Here is a 25,026-nt window from a genome sequence, read left to right on the forward strand (position 1 = left end):
TCTTGATTTGTTCTCCTGCGAATATAGGGATGGGGGACCACAATGTATAGAACGCGGCGGCGTCACTGATCCGTCATGCGAGCGTCATGGGACTGTAGCGTGTCCTGCTTAAGGCACCCGTTGAACTCAACGGGGGATTATCGATGTCTAGATCCAAAATACTGGTCGGTCTGACGGCCATGCTGCTTGCCACGACGGCCAATGCCGGTGCTGCCGAAACCTTTAACCGCATTGCCAGCTTTGCCGTGGCGCAGAACGCGCCGGATGCTGCGGTAACCTCCTCGGAAATCATCGCGGCCACCGATGACGGCATGATGCTGATCTATTCGGACAGCCCCGCTGGCGGCATTGGCTTTGTCGATATCACCGACGCCAAGGCGCCCAAGCCTGCTGGCTTCATGGCGCTGGATGGCGAGCCCACTTCAGTGACCATTGTCGGCGACAAGGCCTATGTCGGCGTCAATACGTCGGAAAGCTACACCATGCCTTCGGGCAAGCTCGTGGTGGTTGATATCGCCAGCCAGTCGGTCGAGGCCGAATATGATCTGGGCGGACAACCGGATTCCGTGGCGCACAACGCCGCCGGCACGCTGATCGCCGTGGCCATTGAGAATGAGCGTGACGAGGATCTCGGCGATGGCGGTCTGCCGCAGATGCCCGCCGGTTTTGTCGTGATGTTCGATATCGCCGCCAAAACCGTGACCAAGGTAGAGGTTACGGGGTTGGCCGAGATTGGCGGGGAAGACCCCGAGCCAGAATTTGTCGACTTCAACGACAATGACGAAATCGTTCTGACGATGCAGGAAAACAACGCCATCGTCATCATCGACGGCCAGACGGGCGCGGTCACAGCGCATTTCTCCGCTGGCACGGTGAGCCTGGATCGCATCGATACCAAGGCTGACGGCGCATACGCTTTCACTGGCTCGGCGACTGACCTGCCGCGCGAGCCCGACGCGGTGCAGTGGCTTGATAACGACCGGTTCGTGATTGCCAATGAAGGCGACTGGAATGGCGGCAGCCGCGGCTTCTCCATCCTCAATCGTGCCGGCGAGGTACTGTTCGATAGCGGCGCTGACCTTGAACACTATGCGGCGCGCGTCGGCCACTACCCTGACAAGCGCGCCGGTAAGAAGGGCGTTGAGCCAGAAGGACTGGAGGTCGGCCGCTTTGGCGAGAACACCTATATCTTCGTTACCGAAGAACGCTCTTCGCTGATCGCTGTTTATAGGGATACGGGCGCCGCGCCTGAATTCGTGCAGGTGCTGCCATCGGGGATTTCACCCGAGGGGCTGGTGGCCATTCCGCAGCGCAATCTGCTGGCGACCGCCAATGAGGTTGATCTGCGCGAAGAGGGCGGCGTAGGCTCTCATGTGATGGTGTATGAACTGGCCGAAGGCGTAGCCCAGTATCCGCAGTTGATCGCCGATCTGGACGCCGAGGGACTGCCCATTGGCTGGTCGGCTATTTCTGGCGCCGTCGCCGACGCCGAAAAACCGGGCATGCTCTATGCCGTCAGCGACAGCTTTGTCAGTGCTGCGCCGGCGATCTACGCCATCGATGCGACCGCCATGCCGGCCCGCATTACCGGCAAGACCCTTGTGACGCGTGGTGGCGAGACCGCCCAGAAGCTGGATCTTGAAGGTATTGCCTTGGACGGCGAGGGCGGATTTTGGCTGGCTTCGGAAGGGCGCACGGACCGTTTGATCCCACACGCGCTTTATCATGTCGACGCCGATGGCGAGATCAAAGAGGAGGTCGCCTTTCCCGCTGAACTGCTGGCCCAGGAGATCCGCTTTGGCGCCGAAGGCATCACCAGCACTGGTCGCGGCGATGACATGACCCTGTGGATCGCCATGCAGCGCGAATGGCAGGATGATGCCCCAGGCATGGTCAAGCTGGTCAGTTACAAGCCGGCTTCGGGCGAATGGGGTGCCGTTCACTATCCGCTGGAGACCCCGGCTGATGGCAGCTGGAACGGGCTGTCGGAAATCGTGGCGCACGGCGAGTTCGTCTATATCGTCGAGCGCGACAACCAGATCGGCGCCAAGGCCCAGCACAAGGCATTGTATCGCGTATCACTGGCCGAAATGGTCGCGGCGCCACTGGGCGGCGAATTGCCGGTGGTCAGCAAGGAGTTGGTGCGTGACTTCGTGCCGGATCTGAAGGCAGGCAACGGCTACGTGCTGGACAAGGTCGAGAGCTTTGCCATCGACGCGGCCGGCAATGGCTTTGTGATCACCGATAATGACGGCGTGGACGACAGCTCCGGCGAGACTATGTTCTGGTCCATCGGCGCGCTCTAGCACGCATCGCGGATATGTTGCGGTCGGCCAGTCCTGCGGGGCTGGCCGATCGTCGTTTCGGCGCATGCAGGCCATAATTGTTGGCCTGGCATTCAAGAGTGGGGATTCTGGCGTGTATTCAACGCAGTGTCGGGGTTGCGCGGGCGCTTGTCTTGCCTACACTCTGGCGCATTAATTCGGATGACCCACGCGCTGTGCTGAACCGCATCTACATCGTTGTTGGCATGCTGGCGATCATCGTGCTCGGTGGCGCGTTCATCGCGCCATATCTGATCCAGTGGGGAGATTATCGCACCCGCATGGAAGAGCTGGCGACCGGGGTGCTGGGTACGCCCGTGACCATCCGCGGTGATATCGCCTTTGCCCTGCTGCCGCAGCCCCGGCTGAGCTTTACCGATGTGCTGGTGGGTTCGCCCGAGGAGCCTGCAGCCACAGTCGACAGCGTCGAAGCCGAATTCTCGCTGATGGATTTTCTGCGCGACAATTACGATCTGACGCGATTGGTGCTGCGCGGCCCGGTCATTGATTTCAGCATTGATGAAAACGGGCTGTTCGGCAGCGGCGTCAACGTCAATACGGCCGGTGGCGGTGTTGCCCTTGGCCAAGCCAGCATTGTCGATGGCACGATCCGGCTGATGGACCGCCGGGCCGATCAGAACTTTGTCGCCGATGACGTTGACGGGGATCTGCGCCTGTCGAGCTTTTCGGGGCCGTTCCAGTTCCAGGGTAGTGGGGTGTTTCGCAGCGAACGCTACACCTTCCGGCTCAATTCATCGCAGCTCGACGCAGCGGGACACTCGCGGCTTTCGGCCTTCGTGCAGCCCGATAGCGGGCGCTTTTCCTTTGCCAGCGAAGGGTTGCTGACGCCGGGCATCGCACCGCGGTTTGACGGGGCGATGACCTATCGCGAAACCCCGGTGCTGGCCGACCGCGCCGACGATATTCGCGGCGATCTGGTGCTCGAAAGCAAGATGACGGCGTCCACGGACCGGGTCGTGCTGACCGGCTATACGCTGCAGCCCGATGAAAACCGTGCCGGAACGCGCCTGACTGGTGCGGCCAGTATTCAACTGGGCGCGCGGCAGAGTTTTGATGCGGTGGTCTCAGGCGGGGTGTTTTCGTTGCCGCCGCGCGATGCCAAGGAAGACCCCGATACCAAGCCCTATGAAGCTGTGCGGCTGCTTGCCGAACTGCCAGCGCCGCTCATTCCGCCGATGCCCGGACGCATTGGCCTTGACCTGGCGGAGGTCGGATTGCGCGGCTTCGCGCTGCGCAATGTGCGTCTGGATGCGAGCACGGATGGCGAATTGTGGACGGTCGAGCAGTTTGTGGCGCAACTTCCCGGCGATACGGCCGTGCGGGCCAGTGGCGCGTTGCGGCGTGAAACCAGCTATCCCGCGTTTCGCGGGCAGTTCAGCATAAGCAGTGCGCGGCTTGATGGGCTGGCCCATCTCTGGCGCAAGCCGCGCGAAGATAATGCGCTGTTCAATCAGGCGGGCGTGCTGACAGGCAATGTGATGCTGACGGGCGATGCCTTGCGGGTCAGCGAAGGCCAGTTGACGCTCAATGCAGTGTCGCACGCGGTCGAGCTGCGGGTTGGCTTTGGCGAAGAAAAGCGGCTCGATGTGGTGGGGCATTTTGCCGGATTGGGCGTTCAGGGCAGCACGGTTCTGGGGGCTTTGTTGCCGGACGGAATGGCCGAGCCGGGCTTCGGCATCAGCTTTCCCGAGGGCAGTTTTTCACTGACGGCGCAGAAGGCGCGGGTGCTTGGTTATGACGGCAGGGCAATGGTCGCCGAGGGCCAGTGGGACGCGCGCTCGATCAGTTTTGCGCGGCTATCGGCGGACGATTGGGGCGGGCTGGGGCTGGATGTGACCGCCACTGCGGCGGGTAGTCTTGCCCAGCCGACGGTTTCCGGCTCGGGGCGGCTGAGCATTGCGCGTGCCGATGCGCCGGGTCTGGCTGGACTTTATGATCTTTTCTCGGTGCCTGCGGACTGGCGCGCCGCTCTGGCGGCGTCCGCGCCCTTGGAGGTGCTGATTGATCTTGAGGAAGGGGATCGCGACGGCGCCCAGATTCTGACGCTGGGGGGAACGTTGGGGGCTGCCGATCTTGACCTGCGCGCGGAACTGGAGGGTGGCCTTGTCGGGCTGCGCACTGCACCACTGCGGCTGACGGCGACGTTGGAAACCGACGATTCTGTCGCTCTGAGCGCTCAATTGGGGCTGGGTGATGCGCCTCTATTTGAAAATGACGACATGCTGGTCAGCCTTGGGCTGGAAGGGTCGCCGAGCAATAGTCTCGACAGCCGCATCAATCTCAGTTCAGGCGATGAAGCCCTCGGTTTTGCGGGCTATCTTGTGGCGACCGATAGTGGCGAAGTGCAGGGCACCGGCACGCTTGACGTCACGCTGGCTGATGCGGGCGGTCTGGCGCGCATCATTGGCGCGCCGGGCCTGAGCTTGCCGCATGCACAGGCCAGCGCAGCGTTCCATTTTGAGGGTGGTCGATTGGTGCGGCTGGCCGAGATCGAAGGCCGCTCGGGCGATGTGGCTTTTTCCGGCGTGCTGTCGTTCGACCGGGCGCGAGACGCTGCCAATGTCACAGGCGCGGTGGCGATCGATACTGTTTCGGTTGAAGGGCTGGCAGCGACACTTTTTGGTCGGACCGGCATGATCGGTGCCAATGGTGGCTGGCCACAGGGTCCGATCGGTATTGGCGATCAGGCCCGGGCGACGCGCGGCACCATTGCGGTGACGGCCAATGGCCTGGCGGCAGGTGGTGTCGAGCGGTTGGGTGCCACGGGTTTTGATCTGGTGTGGGACGAAACCCGGGTGCGGCTGGCCCGGTTCGAAGCGGCAATTGGGGCGGGCACCGCCAAGCTGGATATTTCGGTATGCTGCGCCGGACCGCTGGCCGAAAAGACCGTGAGTGGGCGCCTTAGCCTGACCGACGCCGCGATCGAAGCGCTGGCGCCGCCCGCCGTGGCGCGGGCGCTGGCGGGGCGTGTTGCTGGTGGTGTGCAGTTCAACGGCACCGGCGCGAGCATTGCCGAGGTGATCGGCACCCTGGCGGGTGAAGGCAATTTCACGCTGGCCGATTTTGCTGTGACGCAATTGTCGCCCGCCGTCTTCGAGACCCTGGCCGGGCTCGATGACGTGCTCAACATGGATGGCGATGCGCTGCGTGCCATTATGGGCCTCGCGCTGGGGCAGGGGCGCTTTGTGGCTCCCAAGGCAGCAGGGGCTTTCAGCATTGCCGGCGGCGTGATGCGGCTGAACAATTTCATCGTTGATGGCGATGGCGCGCGTCTGGCGGGCGACCTCAATCTGGACACCGGCACGTTGGGGCTGGGCGGCGACTTTTCCCTGACCCCGGTAGGCTTTGACGCCGCTGACAGCCTGATTGTGCCCGATACGGCGCGGATTTTCACCCGCCTGGGCGGCACGCTGCTGGCACCAGAGACCCTGCTGGATCTCGATGAGATGGTGGCGGCCATTCAGGTGCGCGCCAATGAGCTGGAAGTGGACCGGCTCGAGGCCCTGCGTGCAGCGGATGCTGCGCGCCAGCGCGAAGCAGCCGAAGCGCGCAATGCGTTGATCGAAGCCCAGCGCCAGCGGGCTGCTGAGGAAGCGGCGCGTGTGGCAGCCGAAGAAGCAGCACGTCAGGCCGAGGAGGAAGCGGCGCAGCAGGCGATAGAGGCCGAAGCGTTGCGGCAGCAGCAGCAGGTGCAGCCGGTGCAACCGGCGCCGAGCGAGACCCAGATATTTGAGGGGCCGCTCAGCCTGGAGCTGCCGCCGGCCGTCAATCAGCGTAATAACTTCAGGGTCAATGAGCCGCTGTTCTAAGACTCAGGACGTGGCATTGCCGACTTTTGCCTGATACCAGCGCAGCACGGCCAGCCGCGCCGCCGAGGACAGATTGTCCGACTGCCGGTCGGCGTCGATGCTGCAAATCAGCGCGGTCATGGTCTGCCCGGATTCCGCCGCCATCTGCTCCAGCGCGGCCCAGAACTGGGGTTCCAGCGCTATCGAGGTGCGGTGGCCGGAGATGGACAGACTACGCTTGTCCATCGCTGGTAATCAGGGCTTTTTGCGGAATGCGTCGAGGCTGACGACTTTTTCGCCGGACTTCTCGCCATCGGCGTCTGTGGTCTCTTCGCCGTCGCCGGCTGCGGTCTCGACGGCCTTGTCATCGTCACCTTCGACTTCATCAGCGCCCGGTGCGGTCTGCGGATCGAACTGCAGGCCGAACTGCACGGATGGGTCAAAGAAGCCTTTGACCGCCGAGAACGGGATTACCAGGGTCTCTGGGATGCCATCAAAGGACAGGCCGACCTCAAAACCGGTCTCGGTGACCTTGAGGTCCCAATACTGGTTCTGGATAACGATGGTCATCTCCTTTTCGTACTGACCGAGCAGCTTTTCGCTCAGGCGCACACCCGGTGCGCGGGTCATGAAGGAGATGAAAAAATGATGCTCGCCTGGCAAGCCGGTCTTGGCGACTTCAGCCAGTACCTTGCGCACGACGCCGCGCAGGGCTTCCTGAGCGAGAATATCGTAGCGCATGTGGTCTTCGGCCATGGTCACCCTTCCGGTGCTGAGAGATAGAATCCCGAACGGCCCATATCAGCCCTACGTTCCATGAGATTTCAAGGATTAAAGGTACTGGGTGCCCAGCAATCGAAAAATGAAAGTGCAGGCTTCTGTTGCCAGGTGCCTGCGAACCCCGCCTGTCACCCGGCTAGGGGTGGAGGACTTAATTTCCCAATGCTAGCACTGCTTACGCAGCGAGAGCGACTGGAGCCTTATTGTTGTCATTTGCAACTATAAGTTTTAGACCGATAACGGCGGTACCCAACCGAGCAAAAGCACACCCTTTACACCCTCGTCGATCCTGTTTCGCCCCCATTGGCTGCCCGCCTGAACGGGTAGATGGTGGAGGCGCCGGGTACTGCCCCCGGGTCCGAATGGTTTATTACGATGACAATTTATCGCCATAGCTCTTGCGAGCAGTTCCTATATAGGCCTGCTGCCGACCGGATGCAAATGGCGCTGGGTCACTTTTCTGTCGGATAGGCGTGTTCCAGACGCAAGCCGCGCGTTGTATTGGGCGCAAAGCCCGGCCAGTCCTGTTCGCCGAATGGCTCGGCGCTCTGGGTGACATCAAGATAGCGACGCTGGGACGGGTCGTCCCTGAGGTGAGTGTCGAGAAACGCCGTGGCGAAATGCTGGGCGATATTGTTCATGCGCTGCGTCGACCAAACGGCATCGGCGTAGTGGCCGAAGGGGCTATCGGGGACGGCGCCAGTCTGGCTCTCGATCGGTGCGGGCATTGGCGCGGCCGCATTGTGTCCGGCATTGTCAAAGGTGAGCAGATAACGCTCGGCGTTGACGGCAGACTGATAAAGAGTGCGCACGCCCGGATCATAACCCGACACCTGATCCAGACTGCCGGCCATGAACAGGGTCGGGATGGTGATGCCGCTCAGCCCCCGTGCGTCCCAGAAGCCGGCATTGAAGCCCCATGGGCCAATGGCAATTATGGCCTTGAGGCGCGGATCGCGTTGCGCATCATAGGCAGGTGTGCCCGCCTGCAGCGCCGCCAGATTGCCGCCAGCCGGGGCGAAGCCCAATTGGGTGCTGGTATCGCTGACACCTGCGCCGGCGCTGATCAGGGCGCCGTAGCCCCCCATGGAATAGCCAATGATCGCCGTGCGGTCGGGATCGACGATGGCGTTTAGAAAGCTGGCAGGATCGGCCGCCTCGTCGGCGATGGCATCGAGCACAAACAGCTGATCCGGTGAGCGGTGCATCAGCGTACTGGCAAAACCCAACTGGTTGTCATAGGTGCTCTCGAAGTGATCGATGGCCGCGACAACATAGCCTTTTGAGGCCAGATGCTCGCCGAAATGGCTGAGCAGGAAACGGTTACCGGGATAGCCGTGCGAGACAATGACCAATGGTGCGGCAGGCCGGCCCTGCAGCGGGGCCGCATCGCGCACCGCCTGTCCTTCCAGCGCTATGCGGGTAACACCGTCCACCAGTGGCACATCGGTATAGGTGGTGCCCGGTTGCTCGCCCTGCAGGTCTGCGGGGTACCAGATTTCAAGCACGAGGGGACGGTCGTAGAGCGGCGCGTCGCTGCCAGCGCCATTGAGCACATCCAGGCGATCCAGGCTGGTCACGGTCAAGGTACGCACGCCGACACTGTGGGGGCCGCGGACGGCCAGTTCGGGGGCATCGGGAAGTACCGTATCGATGCGGTTGGCCTGTGCCATGACAACTCCACCCAGGGCACACCAAACCAGTGCCACGATCAAAACTCTCATCCTGTCCTCCCTAGACCGGCCATGCCGTTCGCGCCAGCCCAGCGGACTTATCGTACTGGCATGACTGATTGTTGACGCGGTTGCAGCGCAGTCTGATGCGCGGGCCAAACTCGGTATAGAGTGCTCCGGCGCAATTCTTGGTGAGGCGGACATGGCGAATATGGGTACGGACCGGCTGGCCCGGGCAGCGGAGCGGTTTCTGGGCAAGGGTGAGACGGCGCTGGATGAGCGGGAGCGGCGCGTCCTGCAAACGGCTATCGGCCGCCGTGCGCTGTCGGAGGATACCAGCGAGGTATTCGACGAAGGCTCCAGTTTTGGCGAAAGACTGGCCGACGGGGTTGCCGCCTTTGGCGGATCCTGGACATTTCTGATCGGCTTCGGACTGGCCATTCTTGGCTGGGTACTGGGCAATCTGCTGCTGCGGGGCGTAGCCCCGGACCCATACCCGTTTATCTTTCTCAACCTGCTGCTGTCCATGCTGGCCGCGGTGCAGGCGCCGGTGATCATGATGAGCCAGAACCGACAGGCCTCCAAGGACCGGTTGGTGACCAGCCATGATTATGAGTGCAACCTCAAAGCGGAAATCGAGATCATGGGACTGCATGAAAAGGTCGACCGCATGCGCGACGACGATCTCAAGCAATTGCTGATCAAGCAGCAGGAACAGATCGATCTGTTGATGCGACTGGTTCAGGCGCGCGCGGGGGACGCGCAGGTGCCCGAATCGCCGTAATAGAAGAGCCATGCAGCCCTATCTCAAGCTACTCGCCCACATTCTCGAAAACGGGGCCGACAAGTCTGATCGGACCGGTACCGGTACGCGCAGCGTGTTCGGCTATCAGATGCGGTTTGATCTGGGGCAGGGGTTTCCGCTGCTCACCACCAAGAAACTGCACCTGAAGTCGATCATCTATGAGCTGCTGTGGTTCATTCGTGGCGAGACCAATGTGCGCTGGCTGCAGGAGCGTGGCGTCAAGATCTGGGACGAATGGGCTGACGAAAATGGCGATCTCGGGCCAGTCTATGGCTCGCAATGGCGCAGCTGGCCAGCACCGGACGGCCGTAAGATCGACCAGCTCGCCCAGGTCGTTGAATCGATCCGGAGCAATCCGAATTCGCGTCGGCATATCGTATCCGCCTGGAACCCGGCAGAGGTCGACAACATGGCGCTGCCGCCATGCCATTGCCTGTTCCAGTTTTATGTCGCCAACGGCAAATTGAGCTGCCAGCTCTATCAGCGTTCGGCCGATACGTTTCTGGGGGTCCCGTTCAATATCGCCTCCTATGCGCTGCTGACCCATATGGTTGCGCAGGTGGCCGGGCTAGAGGTGGGCGATTTTGTGCATACCCTTGGCGATGCGCATCTGTATTCCAACCATTTCGAACAGGCGCAATTGCAGCTGACGCGCGAACCACGGCCGCTGCCGACGCTGGTGATCAATCCCAATGTGACGCGGCTGGAAGACTTCGCGTTCGAGGATTTCGCCTTTGAAGGCTATGATCCGCACCCGAGCATCAAGGCGCCGATCTCCGTCTAGACGCCTCGTGACCAAGGTCATGGCCTAGAGTCCGGTTCTTGGTGCAAGTGTCTGATACATATCGATGTTTGGGAGGACGGTTATGCGATCATTGCGCGTTGTGGGGCTGCTGCTGGCGACGGTGCTTCCGGCATTGGGCAATGATACGTCGGCGGTGCTGACGACCGGCGGTCTGGAATTCGTGACCAACCCTGACATCGTGATGGCCAGTGAAGAGCTGTTCATTTCGGCTGACGAAATTCGGGTGGTCTATCAGTTCCGCAATGATGGGGCCAAAGACCAGAGCGTGCTGGTCGCGTTCCCGATGCCCGATATTGTGCCGTCGGTCTATTCGCCCGTTGCGTTCCCAACCGGGCCCGATGACAATCTGTTTGAATTCTCCACCACGCTGGACGGGCAGCCAGTCGAGGCCACACTGCACGAATATGCCTATGCGCATGGTGTGGACCGTACCAAGCTATTGCGTCAGCTCGGCTTGCCACTGGTGCCGATCAGTGAAGCGGCCAGCGCGACGACCGATGCACTGGGTGAAGAAACACGGGCCACGCTGCTGCATTTCGGACTGTTGATGCCCGATGAATATGACGTCGGTGAGGGCATGAAAATGCACTACTGGCCAGCCTGGACCTACAAAGCAACCTATACGTGGGAGGCCGTGTTTCCGGCAGGAGAGACCGTGGAAGTCGTCCACACCTATACGCCCAGCGTTGGCGGCACTGTGGGCGTGAGCTTTCTGGGTGAAGCCTATGATGATTATGACCCGGCGCGGGAGTATGCCGAGCGCTATTGCACGGATGAGAGTTTTCTCAGCGGGGTGCGCAAGACGCTGCGCGATCCCAATGATCCCTGGTCGGCGCCATTCACCGAAAGCTGGATTTCCTATATTCTGACCACCGGCAGCAATTGGGCCGGCAACGGCATTGAGCGGTTCCGGCTGGTCATCGATAAGGGTGATCCGAACAACCTTGTTTCCTTTTGCGGAGAGGGTGTCACCAAGATCGGGCCGACCACCTTCGAGATGGTCAAGGAGAATTTCTGGCCAGAGCAGGAACTTAACGTGCTCATTCTCAATCGCATGCCGGACAGCCAATGACCCTGACGATACGAACGGCCAAAGCCGATGACGCCGCTCAGATCGTGTCGTTCATCGATGCACTGGCGGCCTATGAAAAACTCAGCCACGAGGCCAAGGCGAGCGAGGTCGATATCGTCCGCGACCTGTTTGGTGCGGATCCCAAGGTGTTCTGCGAGATCGCCGAATGGGGTGGCAAGCCGGTAGGCTTTGCGCTGTGGTTCTATACCTATTCGACATTCCAGGGGCGACACGGCATCTGGCTGGAGGACCTCTATGTCGATCCCGAAATGCGCGGTAACGGCGTCGGCAAGGCATTGCTGCAGCATCTGGCACAGCGTTGCGTCGCTGAGAGTCTCGGACGGTTTGAGTGGTGGGTACTGAACTGGAACACGCCTTCAATCGAGTTCTACAAAGCGCAGGGTGGTGTGATGCAGGATGAGTGGACCAAGGTGCGGGTCGAAGGTGCCGAACTAGCAAAGCTGGGTGCAAGATGAGCGTGCGTATCGCGATGATTGCAGCGGTTGCGGAGAATGGTGTGATCGGCAGCGACCAGACCATTCCCTGGCGCATTCCCTCCGATTTTGCCTGGTTCAAGCGCACCACGCTGGGCAAGCCGATGATCATGGGCCGCAAGCAATATGAAACGGTGGGCAAGCCGCTGCCGGGGCGGACCAATATCGTGGTCACGCGGCAGCAGGGGTACCAGCCTGATGGCGTGGAAGTGGTCGCAAACCTGGATGAAGCGCTCGATCTGGCGCGGCAAATCGTCAAGCGCGACGATGTTGACGAGATTATGATCATTGGGGGCGGCGAGATATATCGGCAGATGATGGAGCGGGCTGACCGGCTCTATATTTCCCATATTGCGCTCGAACCAGCCGGAAACGTGGTGTTTCCGGAGATAGATCCGGCAGTGTGGGTTGTGGTGGACGAGCCCGAAGTAATGCCCAATCCCAAGGATGAAGCCAGCTACCGCGTCAAAGTGTACGAGCGGCGTTTACCCGCTGCGCATTGATCGCGCCGAGGCCTTACCTATATAAGGCTGCAATGAAACGACACAATATCCGAAAGGGACGCGATGCCGTGGGAGAATAACGGAGGCGGGGGTGGCCGCAATACTGGCGGCCCCTGGGGGCAGGCACCTGGTGGTGGCGGTGGCGGTGGTCCACGTCGGCCAGGCGGCGGTAATACGCCCAATCTCGAGGACATTCTCAATCGTGGCCGCGACCAGTTCAAGGGCGGTGTGCCGGGTGGTCGCTGGGCGTTGGTCGGTGGCGTGCTGGCGCTGGTGGCCTTTTGGGGCCTGAATTCGATCTATACGGTCGAAGAAGCCGAGGTCGGCGTGGAATTCCGGTTCGGTGCACCCAAGCAGGAGCTGTCGACCGCTGGGTTGCATTTCCACCTTTGGCCAGTCGAGACGGTTGAGAAGGTCAATACCTCTCAGAACCAGACATCGATCGGATCAGCCACTGGTGCGGGTGCCCGCGCCAATGCCGATGACGGGCTGATGCTTTCTGGTGACCAGAACATCGTGGACGTCCGCTTTGCCGTGCTGTGGTCTGTCGGTAATCCAATCGACTATCTGATCAATGTCCGTGATCCCGAAGAGATGGTGCGCAATGCCGCCGAAAGCGCGATGCGCGAGGTCGTTGGTCGCCGTCCGGCTCAGGACATTTTCCGTGACGACCGCGCCGGTGTTGCGATCGAGGTGCAAGACATCACTCAGGCTATTCTGGACTCATACAGCATGGGTGTCAGCGTCAGTCAGATTTCGATCGAAAACGCCGCGCCGCCTGCTGAAGTGGCCGACGCCTTCAATGAAGTGCAGCGTGCCGAGCAGGATGAAGACCGTCTGCAGGAAGAAGCCCGTTCCTACGCCAACACCCTGCTGGGTGATGCACGTGGTCGTGCTGCCGCTCTTCGCGAAGATGCTGCCGCTTACACCAACCGCGTGGTGCAGGAAGCAACCGGTGAAGCCCAGCGCTTCAATGCCGTCTATGCTGAATACGTCAACGCGCCGGACGTGACGCGCAAGCGTCTGTTCCTTGAGACCATGGAACAGGTTCTGGGCGGTTCGGAAAAGGTGCTGATCGAGAACGGGGCCAATGGTTCGGGCGTCGTGCCCTACCTGCCGCTTCCCGAACTGCGCTCGGGCGCTACCAACACCAGCGCGACGGGGAACTAAGCCATGAGCAATCGTCTAATCATTATTGGCGCGGTTCTTGTTGCTGCGCTCTACGTCCTGTTCTCGTCGGTCTATGTGGTCAACGAGCGTGAGCAGGCCATCGTCATGCGCTTTGGCCAGATCACCGATGTGCGCAGTGAGCCGGGTCTGTACTTCAAGATTCCGACTGACATCGTGGATAGTGTTCAGGTCATCGAAGATCGCCTGCTCCGCCAGGATATCGCCGACATGACCGTGCAGGTTTCCGGTGGTGCGTTCTACGAAGTGGACGCGTTCCTGACCTATCGGATCACTGATCCGGTTCTGTTCCGTCAGCGCGCCCTTGGCCAGCTTTCGGTGGCTCAGGATCGTATCGCAACGCGGTTCGACGCTGCCCTTCGCCAGGTCTACGGTCTGCGCGAATTCAACGCGGCGCTATCTGAACAGCGGTCGCAGATGATGGCTGAGGCCCGTGACCTGATCCGACCAGAAATGGCCGGGCTCGGTATCGAGATCGTTGATGTGCGTATTCTGCGTACCGATCTTGCCGAGGAAGTCAGCGAGCGTACCTATGAGCGCATGCGTGCTGAACGTCTTGCCGAAGCGGCTCTGCTGCGGGCGCGTGGTCAGGAGCAGGCACAGAGCCTGCGGGCTATTGCGGATCGTCAGGCCGTGGAAATCGTGGCAGCTGCCACGCGTGATGCGGAAATCATTCGTGGTACGGGTGACGCCGAGCGCAACCGCATCTTTGCGGCGGCGTATGGTCAGGACGCGGAATTCTTCGAGTTCTACCGTTCGATGGAATCCTATCGGACTGCCCTGACCGGCACTGGCACCACAATGGTGCTGTCGCCTGACAGTGCGTTCTTCCGCTACTTTGGTTCGGACGGCGAAATTCCGGCTGCATCAACCAATCCGGCACGGCCAATCCAGCCGCTGGCGGCGCCGATCACCGCGCCAAATCCGGATGAGCCAGCCCTTGATGGTCTGGGCATTGAAGAGACCGTGGCCCCATCGATCACGCTCGATGATGGCTCGGAACTCTCGCCAACCGTTGGCACCGAGGTGCCGGCAGCGATTGAAGAAGCCCCCGCTCAGTAAGCGCGGATTGCAACCAGACATAGAAAAACCCGGCGCAGGTGACTGTGCCGGGTTTTTGTTTGGGCTTCCCTAGCCTTTGCTAGCGGACGATGTCCTCGTCGGTATAGCCCTGCAAATAGAGCAGGGCGGTCAGATCGCCGTGATCAATGCGGATGCCTGCCTCAGCGGCAACCGCGGGCTTGGCATGCAGGGCCACGCCAAAGCCGGCGATCCTGATCATGTCCAGATCGTTGGCGCCATCACCGACAGCGATAGTGCGGTCGAGCGGCACATTGCGCTCCTGGGACAGGGCGATCAGACGTTCGCGCTTGGTGGATTTATCGACAATGGGTTTGGTGACGGTGCCGGTCAGCCGGTCGCCGTCAAATTCGAGCACGTTGGCCACGGCCTCATCAAAGCCGATACGCTTGGCGAAGAAGTCGGCAAAGAAAGTGAAGCCTCCGGACACTAGAGCGGTATAGGCACCATAGGCCTTCATGGTCTGGATCAGGGCACGGCCGCCAGGGGCCAGAGTGATCTGTTCGCGGCGCACTTCCTCGATCACCTTGCGCTCGAGCCCCTTGAGCAGAGCCACGCGGGTGTCCAGGGCGGCGGCGAAATCGAGTTCGCCGCGCATGGCGCGATCGGTGATTTCGGCGACCTGTTCCTTGAGCCCGAGTGCGGCGGCCAGCTCATCGATGCATTCCTCGTTGATCATGGTGGAGTCCATGTCAGCGATGAGCAACGGCTTGCGGCGCCCCTGGCTGGGCACCAGATTGGCGTCCACCTTGGCGTCACCAATGACCTGACGGGCCAGGGTCAGGGCGTCAGGCGACTTGGGGTCGATGATTTCGCAGGCAATGGCGTGGTCGAGCCAGTTGAGTTCACCGCCGATTTCCTGCACCACTGCGGCGGCCAGAGCCGGGTCTAGTTCTGAATCGGTTGGATTGGCGATGAGGCATAATACTGGCATGAAATTTACTCTGGGAGGAAATGCGTGACGGGCCGCAGACGCGCCGTTCTGATAGCGGGTCCGACTGCCAGCGGCAAGTCGGCGCTGGCGCTTGCCATGGCGCAGGCGCAGGGCGGGGTGATCGTCAATGCGGATTCCATGCAGGTTTATGACACGCTGCGCGTGGTGACGGCGCGGCCGAGCGTCGATGATGAGGCGCAGGCCGACCATCGGCTCTATGGCGTGGTACCTGCGGCAACGCGGTTCTCGACCGGCCAGTGGCTGACAGCGGTGGGTGCGGTGATCGCCGACAGTGGCGAGGCCCCGCTGATTTTTGTCGGTGGCACGGGGCTGTATTTCGATGCCTTGCTCAATGGTTTTGCGGACATTCCCGAGGTTGCGCCGGAGATTACCGCGCAGGTGCAGGACGAGGTGACTGCGCTGGACGGTACACAGCGGCTCGCCTTGTTGCGGCAGGAAGATCCCGAGGCGGCCGCACGGCTCAAGGTGGCTGATCCGCAGCGACTGATCCGTGCGCTGGCCGTCAAACGGGCCACTGGCCGGACATTGTCGAGTTTTCAGGACGACAAGCAGATGGGGGTGCTGGAGGGGTTCGATATCGAGCGCATGGTGCTTGATCCCGACCGCGATGTGCTGCGTCAGCGGATTGCCAGGCGCTTTGCTGCCATGTTCAACGGCGGTGCCGTAGAAGAGGTCAAGGCCTTGCGGGCGCTTGATCTGGACCCCGGTCTGCCGGTGATGAAGGCCATTGGCGTGCGCGAGATCGGCGATTGGCTCGACGGCGCCAGCGAACCCGATGACGCCATTACGCTGGCGACGATTGCAACGCACCAATATGCCAAGCGTCAGCGGACCTGGTTCCGTAACCGGTTCGGCGACTGGCCCCGCCGGGCGCTGGTCTAGCCCAGCCCGGCCATCAGACCGAGCCGCTTACGCATGGCGAAGCGGGCGACCAGCACCACGGCAACAATGCCCAGTCCTGCAGCCAGTCCCAGCCAGATGCCGACGCCACGCCAATCAAGCACAAGCCCGAGCACATAGGCGATGGGCAGGCCAATGAACCAGTAGCCGATAATGGCCATGATCATGGGCACCTTGGTATCGCTGAGCCCGCGCAGGGCATGGGCGGCAACAACCTGGGCGCCATCGACGATCTGGAAGAAGCCGGCAACCACTAGAAAGGTGGCGGCAAGCCCCAGCGCATTGGCGTTGGCGGGCGAGCGTGGATCAAGGAACCACGACACGATCAGCGGCCCTGCCGTCAAAAACAGGATGCAGGTCAGAGTCATGAAACCTGTCCCCAACGCAAAGGCGGTCCAGCCGGCCTTGCGTACGCCTTCGGCGTCCTTGCGGCCATAGGCGACGCCGACCCGCACTGTAGCCGCAGTGCCAAGCCCCAGTGGTACCATGAAGGCCATGGAAGCGCATTGCAGCGCAACGGCGTGCGCGGCAATCTCATCGGTTCCCAGCAGGCCCATCAGCAATGCGGCGGCGGTGAACAGGCCCACTTCGGACAATACGGTCAGACCAATCGGGGTGCCGATGCGGAAGATTTCGCGGAAGCGCGGCCAGTCTGGCTTCCAGAAACGGATCATGATGTTGAAGCGCTTGAAACGGCGATGGCGCAGCACATAGGTCAGCATCAGGCCAAACATCAGCAGATTGGTCAGAACCGTCGCCACTGCAGAGCCCCGCAATTCGAGGCGCGGGAAGCCGAAATTGCCAAAGATCAGGGCATAATTGACGAGGGCATTGAACAGCACGCCACCGATGGTGATCAACAGGATGATGCGTGTGGAATCAAAGGCCGAAAGCAGCGAGCGCAGTGCAATAATTGCCAGCGCCGGGAACAGCATCCACACGCCGATCTGGATGTATTGTTCGGCCATCAGGGTGGTGTCAGGGTTCTGGCCCAATGCTGCAAAGATGGGTTTGATCTGCCAGAGAATGGGCACGAGCAGGGCGGCGATCACGATGGACGCCCACATGCCCTGCCGCACGACACGGCGAACTGCCTTGATGTCGCGCGCGCCACGCGCCTGAGCGACCAGCGGCGCAACGGCGCCGACAATGCCCATCCCCCCCACAAGGAAGGGCATCAGGAAGGTGCTGGCTAGCGTGCCGGCGGCGAGGAATTCAGGGCCAAGCCAGCCGGTCATGATGACATCGGTTGTGGTCAAGGCGTTCTGGGCCAGTTGGGCAATGACCAGTGGCCAGGCAAGTGTGAAGGTTGCGCGCAGTTCCGCCGCCCAGGTCGAGGCCCGTGGCACGGCTGGGGGTGGTGCAATCGGCGTAACCGTAACTTGCTCAATCATAAAGAAATGTCCTACTCGCAATGCCTGCTCTAGCTCAAAGCCGGGGTGGGCGGAAGAGGCGGGCCCACCGCCAGACGGGAGCCGAACGATGGATGCGAAGAACGAGACTGGTGTGCGTGTGTTGCTGATTGCGGCAGGACTGATCGGGATAAGTGGCGTGATGGCGGCCGCTGCTGCCTCCCATGCCGGGGAGTCGCGCAATCTGGCGGCTATCGCCGCGATCTGCCTGTCGCATGGTCCGGCGCTTTTGGCTCTAGGTCTGCTGGGGCAGGGTCGTGTTCTGCAGAGTGCCGGCTGGTTGCTGGCGGGCGGTACACTGGTGTTTGCCGCGGATCTGGGCGTGCGCGAATGGATTGGGCATGGCGTGTTCCCCGGCGCAGCGCCCTTGGGCGGTATGGCAATGATCCTGGGCTGGATATGCATCAGCCTTGCCGGTGCACAGCGCATCCGGTTGGCATCTAAATAAAATCGGACTGGAACCATCCGCTGACCGGCGCATTATGGACTTCGAGATCTTCTGGAGGGTTCCATGCATAAAATTCTGATCCTAGCCGCTACCGTTCTTTCTCTCGCAGCTTGCACGACGACGCAGCAGGGTGCCGCTGTCGGCGCCGGTGCTGGTGCCGTTGTGGGTGCTGTTACGACAGGCAATGTTGTTGGTACGGCCGTTGGTGCCGGTATCGGTGGCGTGGTCGGCGCTGCAGCAGGCAATCTGCTCGGCAAGCGTCAGGGCTACGACAACCAGTGCGTGTACGAACGCGCCAATGGTACACGCTACTATGACGTCTGCCCCAAGGGCTAAATCTAACGGCAGCATCGCCCCATGCTGCTGAGCGCCACACTGGCGCTTTGCACCCGGTCTTGGAGTAAATCCGGGGCCGGGTGTTTTTTGATCAGAGTGAAACGCCTTGAATTTATTGCAGATAGCCGCCATATTTTGGGTCTACGACACTGTCTCGCGCTATCTGATCGACCGGTTTCGGCCGGGAACTTGGCTATCTCCTGATCTGTGAATCGTTAGGCCGGGCCTGACTTTGGGTCCGTTTTCAACCCTTAGCCGCCCCACAGCGGCGACCACTTGTAAGGACTAAGTTCCATGGCTGCCATCACCGGTACCGTAAAATTCTTCAACACAACCAAGGGCTTCGGCTTCATTTCGCCTGAAAATGGCGAAAAAGACGCATTTGTCCACATTTCGGCTGTCCAGCGTTCGGGCCTGCAGGGCCTGTATGAAGGTGACAAGGTCACCTATGAGCTTGAGACCGGCCGTGACGGCAAAGAGTCGGCAACTAACCTGACCCTGCTCAGCTAATTTCGGCTGCAGTGATTTATGGAAGGGCCCTTCACGGGGCCCTTTTTTGTGGGCGCCTGGTGGCAGAAAGCTTGGCCTGCGATAGCGATGTGTTATGTGACAGGAAAAGGCTGCTCAGCCAAAAGGACGTCGATGTTCAAGAATTTCCTGCGCAATTGGAGCCCCAAGGTTGAAACGCCGGCCGAGTACCGTCAGGCGGGCGCCTTGCCCTATGCCCTGATCGATGGACGGCTGAGCGTTTTGCTGATCACCTCGCGCCGTAATGGGCGCTGGATATTTCCAAAGGGGGCGATCGAACCCAATATGTCGCCCAGCGAAAGTGCGGCCATGGAAGCACTCGAAGAAGCTGGGGTTGTCGGCAAGATCGAGGATACCCCGATCGGTAGCTATCGCACCGGATCGGATATCGACGGATCGGCTCTGGTGGATGTCGAGATCTATCCCATGCTGGTCGAGACCCAGCTTGATACCTGGAAAGAACAGGATCAGCGGCTTCGGCACTGGGCCGTGATGTCCGAGGCTCAGCGCCTGCTGGTTGATCCGGCCCTGCGCCGCATCGCCAAGTCGCTCGCCAAACGGGTGGGCTGAGCCTAGCCGATCACCAGATTAAGGCCGAGAAATACCAGCGCGGCCAGCACGGCTGACGCCGGAACCGTAATCACCCAGGCTGCCGCGATGCTCAGCACATGCTGGCGTCGAACCAGACGCCGCCGGGCCTGCTGACGCTCCTTGGCCAGCGCATCTTCGGGCGTGGCATTGAGCATGGCTGGGTCGACGAAACGAGCCTGAGCGGGGACGGCATTGCCCTTCATTTCGCGCTGGGCGATGTATTCGCGCAGGAAGCCGACGCCGAAGATGGCGCCCACGGCGATATGGGTGGACGACACCGGTAGACCCAGGGCCGACGCAGCCAGCACGGTGCAGGCGGCTGACAGTGCCACGCAATAAGCGCGGATCTCGTTGAGCTTGGTGATCTGTTCGCCAACCTTGCGGATAAGGCGTGGTCCGAACAGGGCCAACCCCAGCGCAATGCCCACCGCGCCGATAAACAGCACCCATAGCGGCAGGGCCAGACCGGCGGACTCCATGTGCCCGGTCTGGATCGTGGTGACGATGGCAGCGAAGGGCCCCACTGCGTTGGCGACGTCATTGGCGCCGTGAGCAAAGGAGAGCAGTGCAGCCGCCACGATCAAAGGTACGCGGAACAGCTTGGCGATGTGCTTCTTGCGGTTCTCGATGGTCAGCGACTGGCGGCGCACCATCGGCATGGCGATGATCCAGCCCAAAGCCGCAAAGGACAGACCCAACAACATGACCAGTGGCAGGTCGGGCTTCCAGATGCGCTTGAGACCCTTGGTGGCCAGATACATGGCAAAGATACCCGTCATCAGGGCCACAAGAATAGGCACCCAGACGCGCGCCGCCGAAATCATGTCGATGCGATTGGTGATGGTGACGCGGATAATGGTCAGCAGGATGGCCGCGAAGATGCCGCCCAGCATGGGGGAGATCACCCAGCTGGCCGCGATGGTACCAATGATGGGCCAGGCGATGAAACCGAAGCCTGCCGATGCCACGCCGGCGCCGACCACACCGCCGACTACCGCATGAGTGGTGGAAACGGGCGCGCCGATAATAGTGGCCAGATTGACCCAGAGAGCGGAGGCGAGCAGGGCCGCCATCATCACCAGAACGAAGGTGTCGCCGTCGAGCTGTTCGCCGATCAGCAGGTCGCGGGCCACGGTGTTGACCACGTCGCCACCAGCAAGCAGGGCGCCGGCGGCTTCGAAAGTGCCGGCGATAATCAGGGCGCCCAGCATGGTCAGCGCCTTGGAGCCAACGGCGGGGCCCATATTGTTGGCGACGTCATTGGCACCGACATTGAGCGCCATGTAGCCGGCGATCACCGCGGCGATGACCACCAGATAGCTGGTGGGACCGTCGGCAACCACAAAGCTGGCCCAGACGGCAGCCGCCAGCAGAAATACCAGAGCGATGCCCGGACCGGCCAAAGAGCGGGCAAGGTCGTGGGTGGCGACTTCGAGGCCGGAGACCCGCTTGAGGTCCTTGTCCAGCGCGGGCTTTGCCATTGTCACATATCCGTCACATGAAGCGTTTGGTGGGCAATACCATTGTCAGCGCAAATGGCTACCCCTCTTGTTGCACGCTACCCCAGTTGATTGCGCCGGTGGTCGCGATATCTGCCGCGGTCACAGAAAATCGCACTGCTGGACGCTCTGAACCCTCGAGGTCTTGACAGCTTTGCGGCAATGCTCCTATCAATGCGACCATAATTTTATATGGAGAGGTCCCGTGCGGGCACTCATTCTCGTAGTACGCAGGCGCATCGGCAACGTGGGATAAGATCCCGCGCGATAGCTGGTGCGCCGAAAACAGGTCCCGAACGGGGCCTTTTTTATTGCCCGGTTTTCGCCAACTACGAGACTGGGTCAGGACAATGGACTGAAGGAAGGAACAAGAATTATGGCCGAAAGAATGACCGGCGCGGAAATGGTAATCCAGGCGCTGTGCGATCAGGGGGTCGAACATATCTTCGGTTATCCGGGCGGCGCTGCTTTGCCGATCTATGATGCCATGTTCCAGCAGGACACTATCCAGCACATCCTGGTGCGCCATGAGCAGGGTGCTACCCACATGGCTGAAGGCTATGCGCGTTCCACCGGCAAGCCCGGCGTCGTGCTGGTGACCTCGGGTCCCGGCGCAACCAATGCGGTGACCGGGCTGACCGATGCGCTGATGGATTCCATTCCCATGGTCTGCATCACGGCGCAGGTGCCCACCACGCTGATCGGCACCGACGCCTTTCAGGAGTGCGACACGGTCGGCATCACCCGCAGCTGCACCAAGTATAATTATCTGGTCAAACGCATCGAAGACCTGCCGCGCATCATGCACGAGGCTTTCCTGATCGCCTCGACCGGCCGGCCTGGCCCGGTGGTGATCGACATCCCCAAGGATGTGCAGTTTGCCATGGGCGACTACTACAAGCCCGATCTCGAGACACTGCGCCATCAGAGCTACCGCCCGCAGGTGGATGGCGACGCGGCCGCAATCGAAGCCGCTGTGGACCTGATGCTCAAGGCCGAACGCCCGATCTTTTATACTGGCGGTGGCGTGATCAATGCTGGTCCAGAGGCCTCCGCGCATCTGCGCGAGCTGGCCGAGTTGACCGGCTTCCCGGTGACCTCGACGTTGATGGGTCTGGGCGCCTTTCCTGCCTCCAATCCGCAATGGATGGGCATGCTGGGCATGCACGGCAGCTACGAGGCCAATCTGGCGATGCATGATTGCGACGTCATGATCAATATCGGCGCGCGGTTTGACGACCGCATCACCGGCCGCATTGACGCGTTCTCGCCCAATAGCGCCAAGATCCATGTCGATATCGACCCCTCATCAATCAACAAGGTGGTGCGCGTCGATGTGCCGATCATCGGCGATTGCGAACGCGTTCTGTCCGAGATGGTGCGGGTGTGGCGCAGCAAGACCAATCAGCCGCGTACCGAGGCGATTGCCCCATGGTGGAAGCAGATCGAAGCGTGGCGTGCGGTCAATTCGCTGGGCTACAAGAACTCCGACACGGTGATCAAGCCGCAATACGCCATTGAGCGCCTTTATGAGGCCAGCAAGAAGCAGGGCAAGGAGGTGTTCATCACCACCGAGGTGGGGCAGCACCAGATGTGGGCAGCGCAGCACTTCCACTTCGACAAGCCGAACCACTGGATGACCTCAGGTGGTCTGGGCACGATGGGCTATGGCCTGCCAGCCGCGGTCGGCGTGCAGGTGGCGCATCCTGATGCACTGGTAATCGACATTGCCGGCGAAGCCAGCGTGCAGATGACCATGCAGGAGATTTCGACGGCGGTGCAGTATCGCCTGCCGATCAAGATCTTCATCCTCAACAATGAGCGCATGGGCATGGTTCGCCAGTGGCAGGACCTGCTGCATGGTTCGCGCTATGCGCACTCCTATTCGGAATCGCTGCCCGATTTCGTCAAGCTTGCCGAGGCCTATGGCGGCAAGGGCATTCGCTGCGAGAACCCTGCCGAGCTCGACGCCGCGATTGCCGAAATGTTCGACTATGACGGCCCGGTGCTGTTTGACGTGATCGTGGAGAAGGACGAGAACTGCCTGCCCATGATCCCTTCGGGCAAGCCGCATAATGAGATCATCCTGCCCGATACGGCCAACATTGGGTCCATCATCGACGAGAAGGGACGGCAGCTCGTCTAGGGCGCTGCAGAGGAGAACAATCATGAACGCACATTTGCAGCCCACCGGCTCCGCCTATTTCCTGACCAGCGAAACCCAGGAAATCGAACGCCACACGCTCTCCGTGCTGGTCGACAATGAGCCGGGTATTCTCGCCCGGGTCGTCGGTCTGTTTTCGGCGCGTGGCTACAATATCGAAAGCCTGACCGTCAGTGAGACCGAACACGGCCGGCGACTTAGTCGCATCACCGTTGTTGTCATCGCCACGCCCAAGACGCTGATCCAGATCAAGCTGCAGCTTGAGCGGTTGGTGCCGGTCCACAAGGTGCACGATCTGACGGCTGAAGGCGCATCGCTGGAGCGTGAGCTGGCGCTGATCAAGGTTGCCGGTTCGGGCGATCACCGCGCCGAGACGTTGCGGCTGGCCGATGCCTTCCGCGCGCAGATCGTTGATGCCTCGGTGGAGAGCTTTGTGTTCGAAGTGACGGGCAAGCCGGCCAAGATCGACAGCTTCATCGCACTGATGCAGCCTCTGGGGCTGGTCGAAGTCGTCCGCACCGGCCTGGCTGCAATCTCGCGCGGGCCGCAGAGCATGTAAGACTGCGCCGGATTCAAACTCAGCGCGAGGCGGCGAAATCTGCCTGCGCTGTTGCTGTGCCGAGCGGTGGTGCGGTGCTTGTCGCGACGCCCTGACATCTTCGGTAGGGCAGGGTGGCGCCATATGAATGCCTGATGGGTCTCATCACAAATGCCGGTTGGGCGCGTCGGCGCCAATGGTGTAGTGATTCACCGACTTCAGTTCTGGTGCGCTCATGACCCTGCTTTCCGTCAATCTCAACGCTGTCGCGCAATTGCGCAATCGTCGCGATCTGCCCTGGCCCAGTGTGGTCGGGATTGCGCGCGTGGTGCTTGATGCGGGTGCCAGCGGCATCACCATTCATCCACGCCCTGATGAGCGCCATATCCGGCGCACCGATGTGTTCGAACTGGCCGACATGTTGCGCGCGGAATACCCCGAGGCCGAGTTCAACATCGAGGGCTATCCCAGCCCCGATTTCATCGCACTGATCCAGCAGGTCAACCCGCAGCAGGTCACGCTGGTGCCCGACAGTCCAGAGCAGGCGACCTCGGATCATGGCTGGGACTTTCATGGCAAGGGCAATTACCTGACCTCGATGGTGCAGCAGATCAAGGCGCCGGGGCGGCGGGTTTCGCTGTTTTGTGATCCCGAAGCGGGGATTGACGGGGTGACAGCGGCCAAGGCCACGGGTGCTGATCGGATCGAGCTCTACACCGGCCCGTATGGCGGCTGTTACGCTGACCCTGACAAGGCCGAGTACGAACTGGCCGCACTCTCGGAGACGGCGCGGGCCGCCCATGCAGCAGGAATGGGCGTCAATGCAGGCCACGATCTGACACTGGACAACCTCCCGGCATTTCAGGCCGCGGTGCATGGTGTGGACGAAGTTTCGATCGGGCATGGGCTGACGGCCGATGCCTTGCTGATGGGCTTTGGTCCTGCGGTCAAAGCCTATTGTGCCGTACTGGACGACTGAGTCGGCGGTTTTGCTGGCTGATGCGCACAGGATTGTAGGGTCTTTGGCGAACAGTGCGTCGCCAGAGTCTCGCTATTGCCACGCTGACCGGTCGTTCCAGCGGCTCACTGGGCAATAAACCCATGTTTTCTTATACTTACATG

The 25,026-nt window shown here is 61.1% G+C and carries 23 protein-coding genes and 1 other RNA gene; 17 read left to right on the forward strand and 7 right to left on the reverse strand.

The features are described 5' to 3' along the window. Window positions 1-143: 143 nt before the first annotated feature. Complete coding sequence (locus KD146_RS03820; protein WP_212657411.1) at window positions 144-2,306, forward strand: esterase-like activity of phytase family protein; 2,163 nt, start codon at window positions 144-146, stop codon at window positions 2,304-2,306. A gap of 152 nt (window positions 2,307-2,458) precedes the next feature. Further along, window positions 2,459-6,154: an AsmA family protein gene (locus KD146_RS03825; RefSeq protein ID WP_212657412.1), complete on the forward strand. Its 3,696-nt coding sequence runs from the start codon at window positions 2,459-2,461 to the stop codon at window positions 6,152-6,154. 3 nt (window positions 6,155-6,157) lie between these two features. Here KD146_RS03825 and KD146_RS03830 read toward each other — a convergent pair whose 3' ends face one another. From KD146_RS03830 to KD146_RS03845, 4 genes are all read right to left on the reverse strand, one after another. Next, entirely contained in the window at window positions 6,158-6,379 is a 222-nt protein-coding gene (locus tag KD146_RS03830) for a ribbon-helix-helix domain-containing protein (RefSeq protein WP_212657413.1), read from the reverse strand. A gap of 9 nt (window positions 6,380-6,388) precedes the next feature. Then, entirely contained in the window at window positions 6,389-6,889 is a 501-nt protein-coding gene (locus KD146_RS03835) for an SspB family protein (protein ID WP_212657414.1), read from the reverse strand. Between the two features lie 111 nt (window positions 6,890-7,000). Continuing rightward, window positions 7,001-7,358, reverse strand: a transfer-messenger RNA (tmRNA) gene (gene ssrA / locus KD146_RS03840). A gap of 7 nt (window positions 7,359-7,365) precedes the next feature. Further along, complete coding sequence (locus tag KD146_RS03845) at window positions 7,366-8,586, reverse strand: alpha/beta hydrolase family protein (RefSeq protein WP_212657415.1); 1,221 nt, start codon at window positions 8,584-8,586, stop codon at window positions 7,366-7,368. Window positions 8,587-8,788: 202 nt separating this feature from the next. Here KD146_RS03845 and KD146_RS03850 point away from each other — a divergent pair, with 202 nt between their 5' ends. From KD146_RS03850 to hflC, 7 genes are all read left to right on the forward strand, one after another. Continuing rightward, window positions 8,789-9,370: a DUF1003 domain-containing protein gene (locus tag KD146_RS03850; protein ID WP_212657416.1), complete on the forward strand. Its 582-nt coding sequence runs from the start codon at window positions 8,789-8,791 to the stop codon at window positions 9,368-9,370. Window positions 9,371-9,380: 10 nt separating this feature from the next. Beyond that, on the forward strand, window positions 9,381-10,175 hold the full coding sequence (locus tag KD146_RS03855; RefSeq protein ID WP_212657417.1) for a thymidylate synthase: 795 nt from the start codon (window positions 9,381-9,383) through the stop codon (window positions 10,173-10,175). Window positions 10,176-10,257: 82 nt separating this feature from the next. After that, window positions 10,258-11,268, forward strand: a complete 1,011-nt coding sequence (locus tag KD146_RS03860; protein ID WP_212657418.1) for a DUF4424 domain-containing protein — start codon at window positions 10,258-10,260, stop codon at window positions 11,266-11,268. After that, complete coding sequence (locus KD146_RS03865; protein WP_212657419.1) at window positions 11,265-11,744, forward strand: GNAT family N-acetyltransferase; 480 nt, start codon at window positions 11,265-11,267, stop codon at window positions 11,742-11,744. The genes KD146_RS03860 and KD146_RS03865 overlap by 4 nt, the downstream gene beginning before the upstream one ends. Beyond that, window positions 11,741-12,265, forward strand: coding sequence for a dihydrofolate reductase (locus KD146_RS03870; RefSeq protein ID WP_212657420.1), 525 nt, complete (start codon window positions 11,741-11,743; stop codon window positions 12,263-12,265). The genes KD146_RS03865 and KD146_RS03870 overlap by 4 nt, the downstream gene beginning before the upstream one ends. A gap of 63 nt (window positions 12,266-12,328) precedes the next feature. Continuing rightward, window positions 12,329-13,435: an FtsH protease activity modulator HflK gene (gene hflK, locus KD146_RS03875; RefSeq protein WP_212657421.1), complete on the forward strand. Its 1,107-nt coding sequence runs from the start codon at window positions 12,329-12,331 to the stop codon at window positions 13,433-13,435. Between the two features lie 3 nt (window positions 13,436-13,438). Next, window positions 13,439-14,515 carry a protease modulator HflC gene (hflC, locus tag KD146_RS03880; RefSeq protein ID WP_212657422.1) on the forward strand — a complete coding sequence of 359 codons (1,077 nt, stop codon included), beginning with the start codon at window positions 13,439-13,441 and terminating at the stop codon, window positions 14,513-14,515. A 79-nt stretch (window positions 14,516-14,594) separates the two neighbouring features. Here hflC and serB read toward each other — a convergent pair whose 3' ends face one another. Next, on the reverse strand, window positions 14,595-15,467 hold the full coding sequence (gene serB, locus KD146_RS03885; protein ID WP_212657423.1) for a phosphoserine phosphatase SerB: 873 nt from the start codon (window positions 15,465-15,467) through the stop codon (window positions 14,595-14,597). 24 nt (window positions 15,468-15,491) lie between these two features. Here serB and miaA point away from each other — a divergent pair, with 24 nt between their 5' ends. Next, on the forward strand, window positions 15,492-16,370 hold the full coding sequence (gene miaA, locus KD146_RS03890) for a tRNA (adenosine(37)-N6)-dimethylallyltransferase MiaA (RefSeq protein WP_212657424.1): 879 nt from the start codon (window positions 15,492-15,494) through the stop codon (window positions 16,368-16,370). On the opposite strand, the gene KD146_RS03895 is transcribed toward miaA, so the two are convergent. Further along, window positions 16,367-17,782 (reverse strand): MATE family efflux transporter, encoded by a 1,416-nt coding sequence (locus tag KD146_RS03895; protein ID WP_212657425.1) that lies wholly within the window; start codon window positions 17,780-17,782, stop codon window positions 16,367-16,369. The genes miaA and KD146_RS03895 overlap by 4 nt on opposite strands. 88 nt (window positions 17,783-17,870) lie before the next feature. Here KD146_RS03895 and KD146_RS03900 point away from each other — a divergent pair, with 88 nt between their 5' ends. The 4 genes from KD146_RS03900 to KD146_RS03915 all read left to right on the forward strand — a co-directional run bounded on the left by KD146_RS03900 (window position 17,871) and on the right by KD146_RS03915 (window position 19,682). Further along, a complete protein-coding gene (locus tag KD146_RS03900) occupies window positions 17,871-18,248 on the forward strand; it encodes a DUF423 domain-containing protein (protein ID WP_212657426.1) in 378 nt (125 codons plus the stop codon). 63 nt (window positions 18,249-18,311) lie between these two features. Further along, window positions 18,312-18,584 (forward strand): YMGG-like glycine zipper-containing protein, encoded by a 273-nt coding sequence (locus KD146_RS03905; protein WP_212657427.1) that lies wholly within the window; start codon window positions 18,312-18,314, stop codon window positions 18,582-18,584. A gap of 294 nt (window positions 18,585-18,878) precedes the next feature. Further along, window positions 18,879-19,094, forward strand: coding sequence for a cold-shock protein (locus KD146_RS03910; RefSeq protein WP_212657428.1), 216 nt, complete (start codon window positions 18,879-18,881; stop codon window positions 19,092-19,094). 132 nt (window positions 19,095-19,226) lie between these two features. Further along, entirely contained in the window at window positions 19,227-19,682 is a 456-nt protein-coding gene (locus KD146_RS03915; RefSeq protein WP_212657429.1) for an NUDIX hydrolase, read from the forward strand. 2 nt (window positions 19,683-19,684) lie between these two features. Here KD146_RS03915 and KD146_RS03920 read toward each other — a convergent pair whose 3' ends face one another. Beyond that, complete coding sequence (locus tag KD146_RS03920) at window positions 19,685-21,184, reverse strand: inorganic phosphate transporter (RefSeq protein ID WP_212657430.1); 1,500 nt, start codon at window positions 21,182-21,184, stop codon at window positions 19,685-19,687. Between the two features lie 394 nt (window positions 21,185-21,578). Between KD146_RS03920 and KD146_RS03925 the strand changes: the two genes are divergently transcribed. The 3 genes from KD146_RS03925 to KD146_RS03935 all read left to right on the forward strand — a co-directional run bounded on the left by KD146_RS03925 (window position 21,579) and on the right by KD146_RS03935 (window position 24,883). Continuing rightward, window positions 21,579-23,348, forward strand: a complete 1,770-nt coding sequence (locus tag KD146_RS03925) for an acetolactate synthase 3 large subunit (RefSeq protein ID WP_212657431.1) — start codon at window positions 21,579-21,581, stop codon at window positions 23,346-23,348. A gap of 22 nt (window positions 23,349-23,370) precedes the next feature. Next, complete coding sequence (gene ilvN, locus KD146_RS03930) at window positions 23,371-23,925, forward strand: acetolactate synthase small subunit (protein WP_212657432.1); 555 nt, start codon at window positions 23,371-23,373, stop codon at window positions 23,923-23,925. Between the two features lie 214 nt (window positions 23,926-24,139). Then, a complete protein-coding gene (locus KD146_RS03935; protein ID WP_212657433.1) occupies window positions 24,140-24,883 on the forward strand; it encodes a pyridoxine 5'-phosphate synthase in 744 nt (247 codons plus the stop codon). Window positions 24,884-25,026 lie beyond the last annotated feature (143 nt).

It is taken from the genome of Devosia litorisediminis (genome assembly GCF_018334155.1).
In the GTDB taxonomy this organism is placed as follows: domain Bacteria; phylum Pseudomonadota; class Alphaproteobacteria; order Rhizobiales; family Devosiaceae; genus Devosia; species Devosia litorisediminis.

Excerpts from the sequence above, each read along its gene's own strand:
- KD146_RS03860 (WP_212657418.1), top strand. The coding sequence starts at position 10,258 with ATGCGATCATTGCGCGTTGTGGGGCTGCTGCTGGCGACGGTGCTTCCG.
- KD146_RS03845 (WP_212657415.1), bottom strand. The coding sequence starts at position 8,586 with ATGGCACAGGCCAACCGCATCGATACGGTACTTCCCGATGCCCCCGAA.
- serB (WP_212657423.1), bottom strand. The coding sequence starts at position 15,467 with ATGCCAGTATTATGCCTCATCGCCAATCCAACCGATTCAGAACTAGAC.
- ilvN (WP_212657432.1), top strand. The coding sequence starts at position 23,371 with ATGAACGCACATTTGCAGCCCACCGGCTCCGCCTATTTCCTGACCAGC.
- KD146_RS03920 (WP_212657430.1), bottom strand. The coding sequence starts at position 21,184 with ATGGCAAAGCCCGCGCTGGACAAGGACCTCAAGCGGGTCTCCGGCCTC.
- KD146_RS03820 (WP_212657411.1), top strand. The coding sequence starts at position 144 with ATGTCTAGATCCAAAATACTGGTCGGTCTGACGGCCATGCTGCTTGCC.
- hflK (WP_212657421.1), top strand. The coding sequence starts at position 12,329 with ATGCCGTGGGAGAATAACGGAGGCGGGGGTGGCCGCAATACTGGCGGC.
- hflC (WP_212657422.1), top strand. The coding sequence starts at position 13,439 with ATGAGCAATCGTCTAATCATTATTGGCGCGGTTCTTGTTGCTGCGCTC.
- KD146_RS03910 (WP_212657428.1), top strand. The coding sequence starts at position 18,879 with ATGGCTGCCATCACCGGTACCGTAAAATTCTTCAACACAACCAAGGGC.
- KD146_RS03855 (WP_212657417.1), top strand. The coding sequence starts at position 9,381 with ATGCAGCCCTATCTCAAGCTACTCGCCCACATTCTCGAAAACGGGGCC.
- KD146_RS03865 (WP_212657419.1), top strand. The coding sequence starts at position 11,265 with ATGACCCTGACGATACGAACGGCCAAAGCCGATGACGCCGCTCAGATC.
- KD146_RS03835 (WP_212657414.1), bottom strand. The coding sequence starts at position 6,889 with ATGGCCGAAGACCACATGCGCTACGATATTCTCGCTCAGGAAGCCCTG.
- KD146_RS03905 (WP_212657427.1), top strand. The coding sequence starts at position 18,312 with ATGCATAAAATTCTGATCCTAGCCGCTACCGTTCTTTCTCTCGCAGCT.
- KD146_RS03900 (WP_212657426.1), top strand. The coding sequence starts at position 17,871 with ATGGATGCGAAGAACGAGACTGGTGTGCGTGTGTTGCTGATTGCGGCA.
- KD146_RS03830 (WP_212657413.1), bottom strand. The coding sequence starts at position 6,379 with ATGGACAAGCGTAGTCTGTCCATCTCCGGCCACCGCACCTCGATAGCG.
- KD146_RS03915 (WP_212657429.1), top strand. The coding sequence starts at position 19,227 with ATGTTCAAGAATTTCCTGCGCAATTGGAGCCCCAAGGTTGAAACGCCG.
- KD146_RS03925 (WP_212657431.1), top strand. The coding sequence starts at position 21,579 with ATGGCCGAAAGAATGACCGGCGCGGAAATGGTAATCCAGGCGCTGTGC.
- KD146_RS03895 (WP_212657425.1), bottom strand. The coding sequence starts at position 17,782 with ATGATTGAGCAAGTTACGGTTACGCCGATTGCACCACCCCCAGCCGTG.
- KD146_RS03870 (WP_212657420.1), top strand. The coding sequence starts at position 11,741 with ATGAGCGTGCGTATCGCGATGATTGCAGCGGTTGCGGAGAATGGTGTG.
- KD146_RS03850 (WP_212657416.1), top strand. The coding sequence starts at position 8,789 with ATGGCGAATATGGGTACGGACCGGCTGGCCCGGGCAGCGGAGCGGTTT.
- KD146_RS03935 (WP_212657433.1), top strand. The coding sequence starts at position 24,140 with ATGACCCTGCTTTCCGTCAATCTCAACGCTGTCGCGCAATTGCGCAAT.